Below are 19,438 nucleotides of genomic sequence, written 5' to 3' on the forward strand. Positions count from 1 at the left end.
GGGCGTTCCTCAGGCGTTCAGCAACGATTGCGCCATGCGCTCGGCGGTGGCCAGCGCGGCGGAGGTCATGATGTCGAGGTTGCCGGCGTATGCCGGCAGGTAATGGGCAGCGCCTTCCACCTCGAGGAAAATCGAGGTCTTCAGCCCGCTGAATCGTCCGTGGCCGGGGATGTTCAGCGGCGTGGACTCGGGGATTAGGTCGAATTGCACTTTCTGCTTCAGGCGGTACCCCGGCACGTAGGCCTGCACGGCGACGGCCATTTCCTCCACGCTGGACTGGATGCGGGCCTGGTCGGCGGCCTCGGACAGCACGAATACGGTGTCGCGCATCATCACTGGCGGTTCGGCCGGGTTCATGACAATGATCGCCTTGCCCTTGGCGGCACCCCCTATCACCTCAATGGCCTTGCTGGTGGTCTCGGTGAATTCGTCGATGTTGGCGCGGGTACCTGGGCCGGCGGATTTGCTGGCAATCGAGGCGACGATTTCGGCGTAGTGCACCCTGGCTACTCTCGACACGGCCGCCACCATCGGGATAGTCGCCTGGCCACCGCAGGTGACCATGTTGACGTTAAGTGCCTGCAGGTGCTGCTCCAGGTTAACCACCGGCACGCAATAGGGGCCGATAGCAGCCGGGGTCAGGTCGATCAGGCGCAGGCTGGGCTTGTGGCTGCGCAGCAAGGCGTCGTTCTTCACGTGGGCACCGGCGCTGGTGGCATCGAAGACGAAGTCGATCTCGTTGAAGACTGGCAGGCGGGTCAGGCCCTCGACCCCTTCATGGGTGGTGGGCACGCCCATTCGTGCTGCACGCGCCAGACCGTCTGACGCCGGGTCGATACCGACCATGGCGCCCATTTCCAGATACTGTGCGTTGCGCATTACCTTGATCATCAGGTCGGTGCCGATGTTGCCGGAGCCGACGATGGCGACTTTGAGTTTCTTGCTCATGGGGGCTCCTCTTAACACCGGTTGGCAAAGGTGGCGCTGACGCTGCCCAGGCCCTGAATGTGGGCGGTGAACTGATCGCCCGGCTGGGCCGCGACCATCGGGCCGAGCGCCCCGGTAAGCAGGATGTCGCCGGCTCGCAGCGGCTCGCCGAGTCGAGCCATGGTGTCGGCGAGCCAGACGGCTGCGTTCAGCGGGTTGCCCAGGCAGGCAGCGCCAGCACCGACGGACACCGGCTCACCGCGTAGGGTCATGCTCATGCCACAGCGCACCAGATCCAACTGGTCCAGCTTCACTGCACGGGTACCGAGCACGAACAGGCCGGACGAAGCGTTGTCGGCGATGGTGTCGACCAGCGTGATGTCCCAGTTGGCAATGCGGCTGCCGACCACTTCGATCGCCGGCAGGGCAAAGGCGGTAGCGCGGATCAGGTCGGCCACGGTATGGCGTTCATGGGGAAGATCGTGCTCCAGCACCAGGGCGATCTCGGCCTCGACCTTGGGCTGGGCGCAATCGGCCCAGGCGATTGGTTGGTCGTCGTTGCGGGCCATGTCGGCCAGCAGCAGTCCGAAGTCCGGTTGGTCGACCCCCAGCTGGGCTTGCACCGCCGGGTTGGTCAGGCCGATCTTGCGGCCCACCGGGCGGCGCCCGGCGGCCAGCGCGAGCTGGTTGTTGTGACGTTGCACGGCGTAGGCCAGGGCTATTGCCTCGGCATTCGGTTCATCAGCCTGGGCGACGGCGATGAACTCGCGAATCGGCGGGCAGGGCTGGCCGCTCAGCTGCGCCTGGCGCAGGAGATCGGCGGCTTCGAGGAGGACGGCATGCATGGGAGTACTCCTGCTCAGGCGTTGACGCAAATGGTGGTGGCTTCCGAGTAGAAGTCCAGAGAGTGACGGCCACCCTCGCGACCCAGGCCGGAGAGTCGCGCACCGCCGAAGGGCGTGCGCAGGTCACGAAGGAACCAGGTGTTGACCCACACCATGCCGACGCGCAGCTGGCGGGACACCTTGTGGGCGCGCTTGAGATTGGTCGTCCAGACGGCGGCGGCGAGGCCATAGGCGGAGTCGTTGACACGACGGATCACTTCCTCGTCGCGGTCGAACGGGGCGACGTGGCAGACCGGGCCGAAGACTTCCTCACGCACACAGTGGGCGTCATCGGGCAGGTCAGTCCAGATGGTTGGCTGCACATAGGCGCCATTGTCTCGGGCATCGCCGAAGTGTGGCACGCCGCCACCGGTGACGACTGTAGCGCCCTCGCGGCGGGCCAGTTCAAAGTAGCCCAGAACCTTGTCACGGTGCTGGTGGGAGATCAGCGAGCCCATGTTGACGCCGTCCTCGTCCGGGTAACCGATCTTGAGCTTTTCCGTGCCCTCCTTGAGGGCAGCGACAAAGCGTTCGTAGATTGGCCGTTCGACGTAGACCCGCTCCGAGCAGAGGCATACCTGGCCGGCGTTGGTGAAGCTGGAGCGCAGCACGCCGGCGACGGCAGCGTCGAAGTCGCAGTCGGCGAAGACTACGGCAGCGTTCTTGCCACCCAGTTCGAACGATACCTCGCGCACGCCCTCGGCGGCCGCTTTCATGATGGTGGCGCCGGTGCGCGACTCACCGGTGAACGTAATGGCGTCGACATCGGGGTGACGGGTGAGGAACTCGCCGGCCGAGTTCGGTCCAAAACCATGCACCAAGTTGAACACGCCCGCTGGCACGCCGGCTTCCAGCATGACTTCGGCCAGCAGGGTGGCGGTGGTGGGCGAGTCTTCCGAGGGTTTGACCACTACCGAGTTGCCACAGGCCAGCGCAGGCGCCACCTTCCAGGTGAGCAGCAGCATCGGCAGGTTCCAGGGCGAAATAATGGCGACGACGCCGTGAGGCTTGCGCACCGTGTAGCTGAAGACATCGCTGTCATCGGCGGTACGCATCTCGAAGTACTCGCCGCCGGCCTGGCGAATCAGTTCGGCGAACGTGCGAAAGTTGTGAACACCGCGGGCGATATCCAGGGTCCGGGCCTGCTGTACGGGGCGGCCGGTATCGGCCACCTCCGCCGCGACGAATTCCTCGAAGCGGCGCTCGATGCCTTCGGCGATGCGCAGCAGGACGTCAGCTCGCTGGCTGGCACTGTAGCTGGCCCAGGGACCCTCCTGGGCAGCTTTGGCCGCAGTGACTGCACTATCCACCAGTGCCGCGTCGGCCTTGCAGACCCGGGCCAGGGTGCGACCGTCGATGGGAGACACCTTGTCAAAGGTCGAGGCGGTCGCCACGAACTTTCCGTTCACGAAGTGGCACAGCAGGGGCAAGGGATTGGGCACGGTAACCTCCGATTCTTGGATTTTCGGAGGAGTCTATGGGGTCTTCCTATAAGCGAGTAATGAAAGAATTGCCGTCAGGTATTAGCAAATGGAATTTCTGGCGGTTAGCCTTGCAGTTCGCCATGTTGCTCTTGGGCAGCCTGCTCGAGGCACTCGCGGAACAGCCGGGCTGCCGGCCCCAGCTCGCGGTTGCGCGTTTGGAAGTAGCCGATGTCGCCGAATTGCAGGTGGGTACCCAGGTCCAGGGTGGTCAGCAGTCCGGCTCCGGTAAATTGCCGGGTCGCTTCCAGCGGCATAACGGCGACGGTTTGCTGGTCCTGCATCAGGCTGATGTTGGTGAGAATCGATAAGGACTCGACCACGTTCGGTGGTGCCGTCAGTCCGGCGTCGTCGAACAGGCTATCGACGGTGCGGCGGAGCAACGAATCGCGCGTTGGCAGTACCCAGGGATACTCGAGCAGGGCCTTGAGGTTGACCGGGTTCTGGCCAACTAGCGGGTGATTCGCGCCAGCGACGACGGATAACTCCTCACCATAGAGCACTTGCGCCTCCAACTGTGACGATTCCTGGTACCAACGCCAGTCGTCTGGTACACGCCCCACCACCAGGTCGACCTCGCCCACGGACAGGGCCGGGAACAACTGGTCCATCTGGCCGACCCGCAGTGATACCAGCACCTTGGGTGCTCGTTGTTTGAGCAGTTGCAGGGCACGCGGTAGCAGCGAGCTGGATGCGGAGATCAGGGTGCCAACCAGCACATGTCCCGAGGTGCCTTCCTGGTAGGCATTGACCTCGTCCGTCAGTGAGCGCAGTTCGGCAAGCAGCGATTTGCTACGCCGCACTACCAGTTCGCCCAATGGTGTGGCTCTGACACCCCGGTTACCACGGACCAGCAACGGTGCATCGAAGTAGGATTCCAGCTCGTGGATGATCTTGGTGACCGCAGGTTGGGTCAGGCTCAGTGCCTGGGCAGCGCGTAGCAAGGAGCCGCTCTGCAGGACCTGGTCGAATACCATCAACTGGTAGAACTTGAGTTTGCGCGCAACTGACAGGTGAGTGAACTGCATGCTTGACCTTCGAATGACGGGCTTGTGAGGCGCAGCATTGCACAATAGCTGCAGCTTGAAGCTTGAATCTTTTGCGTACCCGCTCGTTCAGATGACGCTCACAGTTCGCAAAGCCAACCCTTCACCGGGCATTCCGTGAAGAGCCAAAAAAAAACCACCTCAGCGTGTGGCTGAGGTGGCTCAGTTTCTTAGGCTACGGGTTCAGCTGATCGTGAACGCCTGCGGAGCAAGGAATCAATCCCAGCTCAACGCACCACCAGTCTGATACTCGATAACCCGCGTCTCGAAGAAGTTCTTCTCTTTCTTCAAGTCCATGATTTCGCTCATCCATGGGAACGGGTTGGTGGTACCTGGGTACTCTTCCTTCAAGCCGATCTGCGACAGGCGACGGTTGGCGATGAACTTGAGGTAGTCCTCCATCATCGCTGCGTTCATGCCCAGTACGCCGCGCGGCATGGTGTCGCGTGCGTATTCGATTTCCAGCTGGGTGCCCTGCAGAATCATCTGCGAGGCTTCTTCTTTCATTTCGGCATCCCACAGGTGCGGGTTTTCGATCTTGATCTGGTTGATCACGTCGATACCGAAGTTCAGGTGCATGGATTCGTCACGCAGGATGTACTGGAACTGCTCGGCAACGCCGGTCATCTTGTTGCGGCGGCCCATCGACAGGATCTGGGTGAAACCGCAGTAGAAGAAGATGCCTTCCAGAACGCAGTAGTAGGCGATCAGGTTGCGCAGCAGTTCTTTGTCGGTTTCGACGGTGCCGGTGTTGAACTCCGGATCCGAGATCGCACGGGTGTAGCTCAGGCCCCAGGCGGCTTTTTTCGCGACCGACGGGATCTCGTGGTACATGTTGAAGATCTCGCCTTCATCCATGCCCAGCGATTCGATGCAGTACTGGTAGGCGTGGGTGTGGATCGCCTCTTCGAAGGCCTGGCGCAGGATGTACTGGCGGCATTCCGGGTTGGTGATCAAACGGTACACGGCCAGGGCGAGGTTGTTGGCAACCAGCGAGTCGGCGGTGGAGAAGAAGCCGAGGTTACGCATGACGATGCGGCGCTCGTCGTCGGTCAGGCCTTCCGGGCTCTTCCACAGGGCGATGTCCGCGGTCATGTTGACCTCTTGCGGCATCCAGTGGTTGGCGCAGCCGTCGAGGTACTTCTGCCAGGCCCAATCGTACTTGAAGGGCACCAGCTGGTTGAGGTCGGCGCGGCAGTTGATCATGCGCTTTTCATCAACCGCGACGCGGGCGGAAGAGCCTTCCAGCTCAGCCAGGCCTTCGGCGATGTCGAGTTTGTCCAGGGCGGCCTTGGCGCGCTTGACGGCTTCCGAGTCATCGGCGGTCACGGCGCGGGCTTCCAGGGCGGCTACGCCACCGGCGTTGTCCAGCTTGTCGATACCAGCGGCAGCGGCTTGAGTGGCAGTGGCGCCTTTGGCAGCTTCTTCGCTGTCGTCTTTATCGAATTCGTCCCAGCTCAGCATGGTGGGTCTCCTGCTTGAGGGCCATATTCAGTATGGCCGGTGGATCTTGGTTGCGGTGCTTGCGGTTAGGTACGGCGGTGCACGCAAAAACTTGGAATGCTTCCGGGAGCGGGGCTCCGCGGAGGAGGTCAGGGTGGGCCCTGACCTTCTTCTTTGTACTGTGGGAGGGGACTTATCGCGGGGCAAGCCCGCTCCCACAGGGAGACTGCCTTATTGGCAGGCTTCGCAATCCGGCTCGTCGATCGCGCAGGCCTTCGGCACTGGCGCTGGGCCTGCTGCCTGGACCGGGGCGCTGTCGCCACCGCTGGACACGGCGTTGAGCTTGCCGGTGTTGATGGTCGACTTCTCGGTGCTGGTCGCCGCCAGGGCACGGAGGTAGTAGGTGGTTTTCAGACCACGGTACCAGGCCATGCGGTAGGTGACGTCGAGTTTCTTGCCCGAAGCACCAGCGATGTACAGGTTCAGCGACTGCGCCTGGTCGATCCACTTCTGACGGCGGCTGGCAGCGTCGACGATCCACTTGGTCTCGACTTCGAACGCGGTGGCGTAGAGGTCTTTGAGCTCCTGCGGAATACGCTCGATCTGTTGTACCGAACCGTCGTAGTACTTCAGGTCGTTGATCATGACCGCGTCCCACAGGCCGCGGGCCTTGAGGTCGCGAACCAGGTACGGGTTGATCACGGTGAATTCGCCCGACAGGTTCGATTTCACGTACAGGTTCTGGTAGGTCGGCTCGATGGACTGCGATACGCCGGTGATGTTGGCGATGGTCGCGGTCGGCGCGATGGCCATGATGTTCGAGTTACGAATACCTTTCTGTACGCGAGCACGGACCGGTGCCCAGTCCAGGGTTTCGTTCAGGTCGACGTCGATGTACTTCTGGCCACGGGCTTCGATCAGGATCTGTTGCGAATCCAGCGGCAGGATGCCTTTGGACCACAGCGAGCCCTGGAAGGTCTCGTAGGCGCCACGCTCGTCGGCCAGGTCACAGGAGGCCTGGATGGCGAAGTAGCTGACCGCTTCCATCGACTTGTCGGCGAACTCGACGGCAGCGTCGGAACCGTAAGGGATGTGCTGCAGGTACAGCGCGTCCTGGAAGCCCATGATGCCCAGGCCAACCGGACGGTGCTTGAAGTTCGAGTTGCGCGCTTGTGGTACCGAGTAGTAGTTGATGTCGATTACGTTATCGAGCATGCGTACGGCGGTGTTCACGGTGCGTTGCAGCTTGGCGGTGTCCAGCTTGCCGTCAACGATGTGGTTCGGCAGGTTGATCGAGCCCAGGTTGCAGACGGCGATCTCGTCCTTGTTGGTGTTCAGGGTGATCTCGGTGCACAGGTTCGAGCTGTGGACCACGCCCACGTGCTGCTGCGGGCTACGCAGGTTGCACGGATCCTTGAAGGTCAACCATGGGTGGCCGGTCTCGAACAGCATCGAGAGCATTTTGCGCCACAGGTCTTTGGCCTGGATGGTTTTGAACACCTTGATCTTGTTGTACTCGGTCAGGGCTTCGTAGTACTCGTAGCGCTCTTCGAAGGCCTTGCCGGTCAGGTCGTGCAGATCAGGTACTTCGTTCGGCGAGAACAGGGTCCACTTGCCGTCATCGAAGACACGCTTCATGAACAGGTCAGGGATCCAGTTGGCGGTGTTCATGTCGTGGGTACGACGACGGTCATCACCGGTGTTCTTGCGCAGTTCGATGAATTCTTCGATGTCCAGGTGCCAGGTTTCCAGGTAGGCACACACAGCGCCTTTGCGCTTGCCACCCTGGTTAACGGCAACGGCGGTGTCGTTGACCACTTTCAGGAACGGTACGACGCCCTGGGATTTACCGTTGGTGCCTTTGATGTAGGAGCCCAGTGCACGCACAGGGGTCCAGTCGTTGCCCAGGCCACCGGCGAATTTCGACAGCATGGCGTTGTCGTGGATCGCGTGGTAGATGCCCGACAGGTCATCCGGAACGGTGGTCAGGTAGCAGCTCGACAGCTGTGGACGCAGGGTACCGGCGTTGAACAGGGTCGGGGTCGAAGCCATGTAGTCGAAGGACGACAGCAGGTTGTAGAACTCGATCGCACGGGCTTCTTTGTCTTTTTCTTCCAGCGCCAGGCCCATGGCCACACGCATGAAGAACACCTGAGGCAGCTCGAAGCGCACGCCATCCTTGTGGATGAAGTAACGGTCGTACAGGGTCTGCAGGCCCAGGTAGGTGAACTGCTGGTCGCGCTCGTGGTTGATTGCCTTGCCCAGTTTTTCCAGGTCGAAGTCGGCCAGGGCAGGGTTCAGCAGTTCGAATTCGACGCCTTTGGCGACGTAGGCCGGCAGGGCCTTGGCGTACAACTCGGCCATTTCGTGGTGGGTGGCGCTGTCGGCCACGCCGAGGAAGCCCAGGCCTTCGGCACGCAGGGTGTCCATCAGCAGGCGGGCGGTGACGAACGAGTAGTTCGGCTCACGCTCAACCAGGGTACGGGCGGTCATCACCAGGGCGGTGTTGACGTCTTTGATGGCCACGCCGTCGTAGAGGTTCTTCAGGGTTTCGCGCTGGATCAGGTCGCCATCGACTTCGGCCAGGCCTTCGCAGGCCTCGGAGATGATGGTGTTCAGGCGGTTCATGTCCAGCGGCGCGAGGCTGCCGTCGGCCAGGGTGATGCGGATGCTTGGGTGCGGCTGCACGTTGCTGTCTTCGGCGTGGACGCGGGTCGCACGCTCTTTGGCGCGCTGGTCACGGTAGATCACGTAGTCGCGGGCGACTTTTTGCTCACCGGCACGCATCAGGGCCAGTTCGACCTGGTCCTGGATTTCTTCGATGTGGATGGTGCCGCCCGAAGGCATGCGACGCTTGAAGGTTGCAGTGACTTGTTCGGTCAGACGGGCAACGGTGTCGTGGATGCGCGACGAGGCAGCAGCGGTGCCGCCTTCAACTGCGAGGAACGCCTTGGTGATGGCCACGGTGATCTTGTCGTCGGTGTAGGCGACGACAGTGCCATTGCGCTTGATCACACGCAGTTGGCCTGGGGCGGTAGCAGCCAGATCCTGGTTCGAATCAGCGGCCTGCGGCGCCTTGGCCTGCGGGTTCTCGCGAGTTGTGTCGGTTTGCATGGGTGTCTCCACGTTCTCTAAGTTTGTTTAGGCGCCTTGTGGGCGCCAACCGTTCCGTCCGAAAGCTCAACAACCGACGCCGATGGCACACAAGAGCACGGCGCTCTGGCATGCCGACCAGGTCGGGCATACTCACTTCGGGACAGATCAGGAAAAAAGGGGCAATCGTTTGCCGCTCCCTGGCCGAAGTCAAAGGTTCTGAATCCACGACTCAAAACTGTTGCTGTCAGGTGTGCCGATGGCTTGCAACACCCGTACCCGAAACAACACCCTCCGAGGGTTTGCATCGGTCGCCTCCGCAGGAGCGGTTTGGCTGCTGATTCCGTTTAAAGTTCAGGCAAAAAAGCACCGTTTAAGGGCTTGAGTTCTTTGCTTGACTTGTGCTTGGGATTTGCTTCAAACCCCAAGATGTAGTGTTTTGTTTCAATGGGGATACAAGATAATGCGGTCTCGGGGGTATTGCAAGTTGGTGCTCTGTGGATAACTTGTGCGTAGTTTGTGAGTGATTTTCGCCAACGCCTTGTAGGCCGCGTCTTAGCGCCAGATGACCGTCCGTCACCCTTTTTTCACTGACAGCGGTTATCCAGGTGGAATTTTTCGGGCGCGCACCCTACCACAAATCTGTAGGCCTTCCGAGCATTCTGCGTTGTGCTGTATCAGCGCTGCTGGCGACGGTTGGCAGGCGTCGGTGCCCGACGTAGTATCCGGGGCCGGTGTTGCCTTTTGGTGCAGCAATATTCAAGGCACGCTTTCAATAACAACAAGCCGTCGAGGTGAGCCGTGGAGCAGCAGCGCAGTCAGGTATTGATCGTCGAGGATGACCAGCGTCTGGCCGATCTGACCCGCGAGTACCTGCAGGCCAACGGCTTTGACGTCGGGGTCGAGGGCGATGGTGGCAAGGCCGCAGCACGGATCATTGCCGAGCAGCCGGACCTGGTGATTCTCGACCTGATGCTGCCCAATGAAGACGGCTTGAGTATCTGTCGTAAGGTGCGCCAGCAGTTCGCCGGGCCGATCCTGATGCTCACCGCTCGTAGCGACGACCTGGATCAAGTCCAGGGCCTGGATCAGGGCGCCGACGACTATGTTTGCAAGCCAGTGCGGCCACGGCTGTTGCTGGCGCGGATCAACGCGCTGCTGCGGCGCACCGAACCTGCGCCCAGCGAACCGGCTCAATGCCTGGAGTTCGGGCCGCTGCGGGTAGACAACAGCTTGCGCGAAGCCTGGCTGCGCGATGAGCGCATCGACCTGACCAGCGCCGAGTTCGACTTACTCTGGTTGTTGGTCAGCAACGCCGGGCGGATTCTCTCCCGTGAGGAGATCTTCACGTCGTTGCGTGGGGTCGGCTATGACGGCCAGGACCGCTCCATCGATGTGCGTATTTCCAGGATTCGCCCGCGAATTGGCGACGACCCGGAGCACCCCCGGATGATCAAGACCATCCGCAGCAAAGGCTATCTGTTCGTACGCGAGGCAGCCGAGGCCATGGGCCAGGCGCGATGAATTCGATTTTCCTGCGCATCTACGGCGGCATGCTCGCCGCGCTGGTGCTGGTGGCGGTGTTGGGGGCGCTGAGTGTGCACCTGCTCAACGAGGTGCGTGCCGACCAGTACCGCGAGCGTCTGGCGCATGGCACCTTTACCTTGATGGCTGACAACCTGGTGCCGCTGGGCGAGCTTGAGCGCAAGCGCACCTTGTTGATCTGGGGGCGCTTGCTGGGGATTCCGCTGCAACTGCAGAGCATGGCGGTGGCCGGTGTCGATGGTGGCCAGCGCAGTCAATTGCAGCGCGGCCTGGTGCTGGTGGAAAAGACCGGCCCGCATGCAGCCAAAGTCATGCGCCAAATTGGTACAGAAGACCTGCTGCTGACCGGCGAAGTGGAGCAGATCAGCGAGCAATTGGCGCGAGCGACTATTTACCTGTTGGTCGATGAACTGGTTCGCTACCCGATTGGAGAACAACCGCGACGGCTCGCCGAGCTGAAAAAGAACAAAGGTTTTGGTTTTGACCTGAGTCTGCGTCGTCTGGAACAGACCGACATGGACGACGACCAGCGGCGGCGTGTCGATGAAGGCGACACAGTGATGGCGCTGGGCAAGGATGGTGACTCGATCCGCGTAGTGGCTGGCCTGGCCGGCACGCCCTGGGTGCTGGAGATCGGCCCGCTGTACCAGATGAACCCCTATCCACCGCAGTTGCTGGCGCTGATTGCGCTGCTGGGGCTGTGCCTGATTGGCTTGATCGTGTATCTGCTGGTGCGCCAGTTGGAGCGGCGCCTGTCCGGCCTGGAAACTGCCGCCACGCGCATTGCCCAGGGCAGCCTGGATACCCGCGTGGCGGCGGATGACGCCGATTCGGTCGGACGCCTGGCCGCCGCCTTCAATGGCATGGCCGAACACTTGCAGCGTTCGCTGGCGATTCAGCGTGAGCTGGTACGCGCGGTGTCCCATGAACTGCGCACACCGGTAGCGCGCTTGCGTTTCGGTCTGGAAATGATTGCCAGCGCCCGCGATGACCAAGCCCGTGAAAAGTACCTGCTGGGCATGGACGGCGATATCCAGGACCTGGACAAGCTGGTCGATGAAATGCTCACCTACGCCCGCCTGGAACACGGCGCACCGGCGTTGAATTTTCAGCGTGTCGACCTCGACGCCTTGCTGGATCAGGTGATTGCTGAGCTGGCGCCGCTGCGCCGCGACGTCAGGGTGGTGCGCGGGCCGTGCCAGGTGGAAGAGGCAGGCGGCGAGGCGCAGGAGCATTGGGTCGAGGCCGAGCCGCGTTACCTGCACCGCGCCCTGCAGAACCTGGTGAGCAATGCCATGCGCCATGCTGAATCACAGGTCAGCCTCAGCTATCAGTTGGGTGTACAGCGTTGCCGGATCGACGTCGATGATGATGGCCCGGGCATCCCGGAAAATGTCTGGGACCGCATCTTTACCCCCTTTACCCGCCTGGATGACAGCCGTACCCGTGCCTCCGGCGGGCATGGCCTGGGCTTGTCGATTGTGCGTCGGATCATCTATTGGCATAACGGGCGGGCGCTGGTCGGGCACAGCGAGCGCCTGGGCGGCGCGTGTTTCAGCTTGAGCTGGCCGCGTACTCAGAGCGCGCCATGAGCACCACGCTGTCGCTACCGCAGTTGCTGCAACAGGCCCGTTTCGAACCTTTGCTGCTTGAGCTGTATGGCCCTGAGCTGATGCCTGCGCAACAGCCGGTACTGGTGTCGCAGTGGTCCAAGTATTACTTCGCGACGGTCTGGCAGATGTTGCTGAGCGGTGCAGTGCTGCCGGTGTTCGATGCCACCGAGGTCACCCTCGACCGCCGCGGCCTGCCGCAAGCGCTGAGCGGGCAGGACGCTGCTTGCCAAGGACTGGAAGCGATCATGGTGTCTCATCTGCAGCCGCTGGTGGCGCGTCTGGCGGCGCTGGGCCCGTTGATGCCTCGGGTGCTCTGGGGCAATGCCGGCGATTGCCTGGATCAGGCGTTGCAGCGTGCCGACGCTGATACCGGTGAATTGGCGCGCTTGCTGAGCTCAGTCGATAGCCCGTTGTATGCGGCCGTCAGCCTGGATGCCTCAGGTCGGCGCCGACGCCGCAGCTGTTGCCTGAGCTACAAGGTGGAATGGGTGGGGCATTGCGAGCACTGCCCATTGCTCGACTGAACCTCAGACGCTGACCAGGCTGAGCAACTGCTCATCCTGCAGGCAAAACTGCCCCTCAAGTTCCCGTCCTTTATGCCACTGCGCCGACAGATCGGTGAGCAGGCGCAGGCGCGCATGACCGTCGGCGGTCCACGCCAGCACTTCGGCATGCTCGAAGTAGAAACGCTGCTGGACGATAGGGTAGAGGGCCTTGAACAGGCTTTCCTTGAGGGAAAAGGTCAGGGTGACGGTCAAGCCCAGCTGGCTGGCATCCATCCTGGCCAATTCCGCTTCAGTGAGGATTTCCCGCGCCAGGCGTTCGGCGCGTTCGTCGCTGAGCAGGCATTCCTGATCCAGCCCCAGCCCCTGACAGTCACTGCTGTGTGCCACCACGGCGGCGGCCCAGCCTTTGCCATGGGTGATCGAACCACTGATGCCGACCGGCCAGATTGGCGAGCGATCTTCGTGGGTACCGGGCACGTATTCACGGCCATCCAGGCGTTGTAGCGCCGCACGTGCACACACACGTCCAGCCAGGTATTCGGCCTGACGCTTGGCGACCGAGCGTTGCAGGCTTGGCGTTTGCTCGATGCCCGCGCGGGCGAAATCGTCGCTGGCCAGCAAGGCCGGATCGAACGGGCAACTGACCAACACCGCCCCTGGAACCGGGCGCGGCAGGGGCCAATGGTGCAGCAGCGGGGCACAACAGGTGGGGAGTGGCTTCATGCGCGCCATTGTGCCATAGGACAGAACCGGTAGGAGCGGGCTTGCCCCGCGATTGCGGTGTGTCAGTGGAATCGAATCGCGGGGCAAGCCCGCTCCTACCAGGTTGTTCAGCTCAGGTTCAGCGAGGGTTCAGCGGTCGTTCAGGCAGTTTTCCTTACTCTGGCTTCAACACCCAAACGGCACATTGCCAGGAGTAAACCTTATGAAAGCGCTCAACACGCTGTTCCTCGCCGTCGCCTTTTTCGGCGCCAGTGCTGCTGTCCAGGCAGCTGACACGACCTTCGCCGGTGTCACTTACGGCCAGACCAGCGACAAGATCAAAAAGTCCGGCCTGCTCAGCAGCAATACCGATCACCTCAACACCGACGGCATCATCAGCAAAGACGACACCTGGGGCGTCCGTGTCGGGCAGATGAATGACCAGCGCCGCTACTACCTCACCTATGACAACGTTTCCAACGACCATAGCGGCCTGAAAATGCGTCAGGAAAACCTGCTCGGCAGCTACGACATGTTCTACCCGCTGGGTAACAGCACCAAACTGTTCGGCGGCGCCAGCGCCGGTGTCACCAAGCTCAGCCAGGAGTCGTCCGGCTATAGCCGCGACACCGACACCGGCTATGCCGTAGGCCTGCAGGCCGGTGTGCTGCAACAGGTCACCGACAATGCCTCGGTGGAACTGGGCTACCGTTACCTGCGCAGCAATGCCAGCACCGAGCTGGTCGAGCATGGCGGTTCGAAGATCGGCACCCTGCGCCTGGACAGCAGTGCGCAAACCTATCTGTCGGCCAACTACGCCTTCTGAGCCGCTGATCAGACGCGCCGAACCGGCTGTGCAGGGGCAGGGCCGGTTCGCTGTTATGCTGCAGGCGCCAGGTAGGTTGCCGCAGGTGTGTATTAGGGAGGAAGCTATGAAACTGCTGGTGGTTGAGGACGAAGCGCTGCTGCGTCATCACTTGTACAGCCGCTTGAGTGAAAGCGGCCACGTGGTTGAGGCCGTGGCAGATGCCGACGAGGCGTTGTACCAGGCCGAGCAATACAACCATGACCTGGCGGTGGTCGATCTGGGCCTGCCAGGCATGAGCGGCCTGGACCTGATCCGTCAATTACGCTCCCAGGGCAAGAGTTTCCCGATTCTGATCCTCACCGCGCGCGGCAACTGGCAAGACAAGGTCGAAGGCCTGGCGGCCGGTGCGGACGACTATGTGGTCAAGCCGTTCCAGTTCGAAGAGCTGGAGGCGCGCCTCAATGCCCTGTTGCGTCGCTCCAGTGGCTTCGTGCAGTCGACCATCGCCGCGGGGCCATTGCTGTTGGACCTGAACCGTAAGCAGGCAACCCTCGACGATGAACCGCTGGCGCTGACGGCCTATGAGTACCGCATTCTGGAGTACCTGATGCGCCATCATCAGCAGGTGGTGGCCAAGGACCGTTTGATGGAGCAACTGTATCCCGATGACGATGAGCGCGATCCGAATGTGATCGAAGTGCTGGTCGGCCGTCTGCGGCGCAAGCTTGAGGGCAACAACGGCTTCAAACCGATCGATACGGTACGTGGCCTGGGCTATCTGTTTACCGAGCGCTGCCGATGATCCGCTCGCTGCGCTTGCGTTTGATGGCGGCGGCGGCGTTGCTGGCCGTGTTGTTCATGCTGGCGCTGCTGCCGGCCTTGCAAAAGACCTTCAGCCTGGCGTTGCAGGAGGCGATCGAAAAGCGCCTGGCGTCAGACGTGACCACCCTGATTTCTGCGGCACGCATCGAGCATAACCAGCTGCAGATGCCGATGTTGCTTCCCGATGAACAATTCAACCTGCCAGACAGCCGCTTGCTCGGTTACATCTACGATCGCCAGGGCAATCTGGTCTGGCGTTCACGCGCGACCGCCGATGAAAACATCAACTACACCCCGCGCTATGACGGCCGTGGTAACGAATTTGCGCGGATCCGCCAGGACGATGGTGAGGAGTTTTTTGTCTACGACGTCGAGGTCAAGCTGCTCGGCGGCAAAACCGCCGCCTTCAGTATCGTTGCCCTGCAACCGGTGCGTGAGTACCAGCAAACCCTCAATGGTCTGCGTGAGCGCCTGTACCTGGGCTTTGGTGCGGCGCTGCTGGCCTTGCTGGTGTTGCTCTGGGCCGGTCTGACCTGGGGGTTGCGTTCCTTGCGCCAATTGAGCCACGAGTTGGACGATGTCGAGTCCGGTGCCCGTGAAGGGCTCAGTGCGCAACACCCGCGGGAGTTGCTGCGCCTGACTGGCTCGCTGAACCGGCTGCTGCGCAGTGAGCGTGAACAGCGCCAACGCTACCGCGATTCATTGGGCGACCTGGCCCACAGCCTGAAAACCCCGCTGGCAGTGCTGCAAGGGGTGAGTGAAAGCCTGGGCCAGCGTCGCGAAGACCGCGAGCAGTCGCGAATCCTGCAAAGCCAGATCGAACGCATGAGCCAGCAGATCGACTACCAGCTGCAGCGTGCCAGCCTGCGCAAGAGCGGCCTGGTGCGTCACCAGGTGCTGCTGCGGCCATTGCTGGAAAGCCTGTGCAGCACCCTGGCCAAGGTGTACCGCGACAAGCAAGTCAAAGTCACCCTGGATATTCCCGAACACGCCGTGGTGCCGATGGAGCAGGGCGCTTTGCTGGAGCTGCTTGGCAACCTGCTGGAAAACGCCTACCGCCTGTGCTTGAGCCAGGTGCGTGTCAGCCTGCGTGATCAACCCACACAGGTTGAACTGTGCGTCGAAGATGATGGCCCTGGCGTGCCGCCGGCGCAGCGCGAACGCATCCTGCAGCGCGGCGAACGCCTGGATCGGCAGAACCCGGGGCAGGGCATCGGTCTGGCGGTGGTCAAGGACATCATCGACAGCTATGACGCCAGTCTCACCCTCGAAGATTCGCCCTTGGGCGGCGCCGCGTTTCGTATTGGCCTGAGCCGCGACTAAGGTGCTTCACGCCGGGCGGATTACCGCCATCCTTGTCCCTTTGCAAAACATGTCGGGCGGAAATCCGCCAAGCCGCTCGGCATTTCTGCTTCCTCATTGTGCGTTGAACCCCAGCAAATACGGGGTCTGCACCGCTAAAGCGCATTTTGGCATCGGGCTTGCTATTGCCTAGACAGAGTTCTGCCAGGCAGCTCGACACAACAAATCCCTCCAGTGCAGGAGGGTTCGCGCTTTAGGTACCCCCGCGTCCTGGGAAGGATCGGTCCGGTACACTTGAGGAAATAGCCATGACGACGCGTCAGCCACTGTACAAATCGCTGTATATCCAGGTGTTAGTAGCGATCACCATCGGTATCCTGCTGGGCCACTTCTACCCTGAAACCGGCGTTGCCCTGAAACCGTTGGGTGACGGGTTCGTCAAACTGATCAAGATGGTTATTGCCCCGATCATCTTCTGCACCGTGGTCAGCGGCATCGCTGGCATGCAAAGCATGAAGTCGGTCGGCAAGACCGGTGGCTATGCGCTGCTCTACTTCGAAATCGTCTCGACCATTGCCCTGATCATCGGCCTGGTCGTGGTCAACGTGGTCAAGCCTGGCGCTGGCATGCACATCGACGTCAGCACCCTGAACGCCAGCAGCGTGGCCGCGTATGCCGCCGCCGGCGCGCAGCAGACCACCGTCGGCTTCCTGCTCAACATCATCCCTAACACCGTGGTTGGCGCCTTCGCCAACGGTGACATCCTGCAAGTACTGATGTTCTCGGTGATCTTCGGTTTTGCCCTGCATCGCCTGGGTGCCTACGGCAAACCGCTGCTCGACCTGATCGACCGTTTCGCCCATGTCATGTTCAACATCATCAACATGATCATGAAGCTGGCGCCGGTCGGTGCCTTTGGTGCCATGGCGTTCACCATCGGCCAGTACGGTGTGGGTTCGCTGGTGCAGTTGGGCTACCTGATGGCCTGCTTCTATGTCACCTGCGTACTGTTCATTCTGGTGGTGCTGGGTGGTATTGCCCGCGCTCACGGCTTCAGCGTTATCAAGCTGATCCGCTACATCCGTGAAGAGCTGATGATCGTACTCGGCACCTCGTCGTCCGAGTCGGCCCTGCCACGCATGCTGACCAAAATGGAGCGCCTGGGTGCGAAGAAGTCGGTAGTGGGTCTGGTGATCCCGACCGGCTACTCGTTCAACCTCGACGGTACCTCGATCTACCTGACCATGGCGGCGGTGTTTATCGCTCAGGCCACTGACACCACCATGGACATCACCCACCAGATCACCTTGCTGCTGGTGCTGCTGGTGGCGTCCAAAGGTGCTGCGGGCGTGACCGGCTCGGGCTTTATCGTGCTGGCGGCAACCCTGTCGGCTGTTGGCCACCTGCCGGTTGCCGGCCTGGCGCTGATCCTCGGTATCGACCGCTTCATGTCTGAAGCCCGCGCCTTGACCAACCTGATCGGTAACGCCGTGGCGACCGTGGTGGTGGCCAAGTGGGTCAAGGAGCTGGACGAAGACAAGCTGCACAGTGAGCTGGCTTCGGGTGGTTCGCCGCTGGTTGATACCCGTCCGATGGATGATCTGGGTGTGGCTGAAGGTCCGGCTCGCTAATAGTCGTCGGCCTTATTCGCGGGGCAAGCCCGCTCCCCCAGTGTGGGAGCGGGCTTGCCCCGCGATGCTTTCTACTCCACCCGCGTCTCGCCGCTATACACCAAGGTATGCCGACAGCGCCGACACAGGTAGCGCCGCCCCTGGCGCACCAGGCTGTGACGTTGGGCCGAGAAGGCGAAGTCGCTGTCTACACATGGGCAGCGATAGATGTAGCGCGTCACCGTGCGCCGTTTCACGGCATAGTTGTGGCAGCGGTTAGGCGGCAGCTCGTACACCCCACGCATAATCAATTGCCACTCTTCGCCATGCGGCTGGATACGGTCACCAAACAATTGGTGCGCCACCAGGTGGGCAACTTCGTGGGCCACGGTTTGCTTGAGAAAGTCTTCACTGTTTTCACGGTACAACTGCAGGTTGAAACGCAGCAGGTTCTCATGCAAATGGGCGACGCCAGCCTTTTGCCCACGCAGTTTGAAACTGACTTCAGGGCGAGGGAAGGGGCGCTTGAAAAAGGTTTCGGCTTGCTGGTAACAGGTTTCGACGCGTGATTTGAGCAGTTCGGGCATATCGGGGAACACTCCTGACCGGCAATTATGCCGCAACCGTCGCAGCACTGCCGAGCCACCTGTCAGCGCACAGCATCAGGCCACCTTGCGGTGGCCTGATGGTTTCTGCGCCTATGTTGCAGTGTTTCTTATAGTGGTAGGGGCGGGCTTGCCCCGCGATGGCGGTGTCTCAGTCACATCGTATCGCGGGGCAAGCCCGCTCCTACTAGTTGGTGTACACAGGCCCCACGCCAAGTCCCCAGACAATCACGGTGAAGGCCATGATGGCGACCAGCACCACCAGGCCGACCGCCAGTACCGAACTCGAGAACAGGAAGCCTTCATCTGAAGGTATGTTCATGAAGGTCGGCAGGCCGACATAGAGCAGATAAACCGTGTAGCACACGGCTGCCGTGCCGATGATCATTCCCAGCCACAGGTGGGGGTAAAGCGCCGCCAGGCCGCCAACGAACAGCGGCGTTGCGGTGTAGGTGGCGAACGCGATGCAGCGCGCCATACTCGGGTTGGCATCGTAGGTTCGCGCCATCCAGTGAATGAACGCACCCATCACGGCGACGCCGGCCAGCATGGCCAGGTACGACATGATGGTCATCCATAGCGCGCTTTCCTGGGTCAGCATGACCGGGGCGCGATCGCCGATGACCCAGCCGACCTGGGTGGTGCCGATAAACGCTGATACCGCAGGGATTGCCGCCAGTATCAGGGTATGGGTCAGGTACATGTGGCTGATGCTTTCTTCCTCGCCACGGATTTCTTTCCATTCTTGGTCAGGATGGGTAAACAGCCCCAAAACGTGATGGATCATGCCAGTCACTCCTTCCGTTGTTGCCATCGCCCCCCAGCGGAGCGCTTGCGACCCCAAGTGATGGGGGCCAGAGGATCGAGGTCACCTTTGATGTGGCCTTATGTCGCAGTATAGGAAGGAGTTAGCTGCTCAAAGCCCGCTTTTTAGAGCAAATTGCGCTGTCAGTGCTGCGGCTAATCACCTTGCAGTCTTTATCGGATTGGCCTACGCCTATCGGCGGTTTGTGCGTAAAATAGCCCGCTTTTGTCACACCTCGCGGATTCC

Annotated in this window: 16 protein-coding genes; 7 read left to right on the top strand and 9 right to left on the bottom strand. The window is 61.4% G+C overall.

Annotated elements, in window-relative coordinates; genetic code table 11:
- Positions 1 to 9: 9 nt before the first annotated feature.
- The 6 genes from ACP6KB_RS06645 to ACP6KB_RS06670 all read right to left on the bottom strand — a co-directional run bounded on the left by ACP6KB_RS06645 (position 10) and on the right by ACP6KB_RS06670 (position 8,895).
- Entirely contained in the window at positions 10 to 948 is a 939-nt protein-coding gene (locus ACP6KB_RS06645; RefSeq protein ID WP_442112698.1) for an acetaldehyde dehydrogenase (acetylating), read from the bottom strand.
- Between the two features lie 11 nt (positions 949 to 959).
- Positions 960 to 1,772 (bottom strand): 2-keto-4-pentenoate hydratase, encoded by an 813-nt coding sequence (gene mhpD, locus ACP6KB_RS06650; RefSeq protein ID WP_442112700.1) that lies wholly within the window; start codon positions 1,770 to 1,772, stop codon positions 960 to 962.
- Between the two features lie 14 nt (positions 1,773 to 1,786).
- Complete coding sequence (locus tag ACP6KB_RS06655; protein ID WP_442112702.1) at positions 1,787 to 3,253, bottom strand: 2-hydroxymuconic semialdehyde dehydrogenase; 1,467 nt, start codon at positions 3,251 to 3,253, stop codon at positions 1,787 to 1,789.
- Between the two features lie 104 nt (positions 3,254 to 3,357).
- Positions 3,358 to 4,320 (bottom strand): LysR substrate-binding domain-containing protein, encoded by a 963-nt coding sequence (locus ACP6KB_RS06660; RefSeq protein WP_442112704.1) that lies wholly within the window; start codon positions 4,318 to 4,320, stop codon positions 3,358 to 3,360.
- Between the two features lie 234 nt (positions 4,321 to 4,554).
- On the bottom strand, positions 4,555 to 5,802 hold the full coding sequence (locus ACP6KB_RS06665; RefSeq protein WP_442112706.1) for a ribonucleotide-diphosphate reductase subunit beta: 1,248 nt from the start codon (positions 5,800 to 5,802) through the stop codon (positions 4,555 to 4,557).
- Positions 5,803 to 6,012: 210 nt separating this feature from the next.
- Positions 6,013 to 8,895: a ribonucleoside-diphosphate reductase subunit alpha gene (locus ACP6KB_RS06670; protein ID WP_442112708.1), complete on the bottom strand. Its 2,883-nt coding sequence runs from the start codon at positions 8,893 to 8,895 to the stop codon at positions 6,013 to 6,015.
- 780 nt (positions 8,896 to 9,675) lie between these two features.
- Here ACP6KB_RS06670 and ACP6KB_RS06675 point away from each other — a divergent pair.
- From ACP6KB_RS06675 to fhuF, 3 genes are read left to right on the top strand one after another with little or no spacing between them, the layout of a single operon-like run.
- Complete coding sequence (locus tag ACP6KB_RS06675) at positions 9,676 to 10,398, top strand: response regulator (protein WP_442112710.1); 723 nt, start codon at positions 9,676 to 9,678, stop codon at positions 10,396 to 10,398.
- Positions 10,395 to 12,011, top strand: coding sequence for an ATP-binding protein (locus ACP6KB_RS06680; RefSeq protein ID WP_442112712.1), 1,617 nt, complete (start codon positions 10,395 to 10,397; stop codon positions 12,009 to 12,011). Before ACP6KB_RS06675 ends, ACP6KB_RS06680 begins: the two co-directional genes overlap by 4 nt.
- Entirely contained in the window at positions 12,008 to 12,556 is a 549-nt protein-coding gene (gene fhuF / locus ACP6KB_RS06685; protein ID WP_442112714.1) for a siderophore-iron reductase FhuF, read from the top strand. Before ACP6KB_RS06680 ends, fhuF begins: the two co-directional genes overlap by 4 nt.
- A 3-nt stretch (positions 12,557 to 12,559) precedes the next feature.
- On the opposite strand, the gene ACP6KB_RS06690 is transcribed toward fhuF, so the two are convergent.
- Positions 12,560 to 13,261 carry a 4'-phosphopantetheinyl transferase family protein gene (locus ACP6KB_RS06690; RefSeq protein WP_442112716.1) on the bottom strand — a complete coding sequence of 234 codons (702 nt, stop codon included), beginning with the start codon at positions 13,259 to 13,261 and terminating at the stop codon, positions 12,560 to 12,562.
- A 202-nt stretch (positions 13,262 to 13,463) separates the two neighbouring features.
- Here ACP6KB_RS06690 and ACP6KB_RS06695 point away from each other — a divergent pair, with 202 nt between their 5' ends.
- From ACP6KB_RS06695 to ACP6KB_RS06710, 4 genes are all read left to right on the top strand, one after another.
- Positions 13,464 to 14,066: an outer membrane protein gene (locus ACP6KB_RS06695; RefSeq protein WP_442112718.1), complete on the top strand. Its 603-nt coding sequence runs from the start codon at positions 13,464 to 13,466 to the stop codon at positions 14,064 to 14,066.
- 106 nt (positions 14,067 to 14,172) lie between these two features.
- Positions 14,173 to 14,850: a response regulator gene (locus ACP6KB_RS06700; protein ID WP_442112720.1), complete on the top strand. Its 678-nt coding sequence runs from the start codon at positions 14,173 to 14,175 to the stop codon at positions 14,848 to 14,850.
- Positions 14,847 to 16,193: an ATP-binding protein gene (locus tag ACP6KB_RS06705; RefSeq protein WP_442112722.1), complete on the top strand. Its 1,347-nt coding sequence runs from the start codon at positions 14,847 to 14,849 to the stop codon at positions 16,191 to 16,193. The genes ACP6KB_RS06700 and ACP6KB_RS06705 overlap by 4 nt, the downstream gene beginning before the upstream one ends.
- Before the next feature lie 287 nt (positions 16,194 to 16,480).
- Positions 16,481 to 17,803: a dicarboxylate/amino acid:cation symporter gene (locus tag ACP6KB_RS06710; protein ID WP_442112724.1), complete on the top strand. Its 1,323-nt coding sequence runs from the start codon at positions 16,481 to 16,483 to the stop codon at positions 17,801 to 17,803.
- A 71-nt stretch (positions 17,804 to 17,874) separates the two neighbouring features.
- On the opposite strand, the gene ACP6KB_RS06715 is transcribed toward ACP6KB_RS06710, so the two are convergent.
- Complete coding sequence (locus ACP6KB_RS06715) at positions 17,875 to 18,369, bottom strand: SprT family zinc-dependent metalloprotease (RefSeq protein WP_442112726.1); 495 nt, start codon at positions 18,367 to 18,369, stop codon at positions 17,875 to 17,877.
- Positions 18,370 to 18,574: 205 nt separating this feature from the next.
- Positions 18,575 to 19,174 (bottom strand): Yip1 family protein, encoded by a 600-nt coding sequence (locus ACP6KB_RS06720; protein WP_442112728.1) that lies wholly within the window; start codon positions 19,172 to 19,174, stop codon positions 18,575 to 18,577.
- Between the last annotated feature and the right edge of the window lie 264 nt (positions 19,175 to 19,438).

The organism is Pseudomonas sp. NUPR-001 (genome assembly GCF_052147955.1).
Taxonomy (GTDB): domain Bacteria; phylum Pseudomonadota; class Gammaproteobacteria; order Pseudomonadales; family Pseudomonadaceae; genus Aquipseudomonas.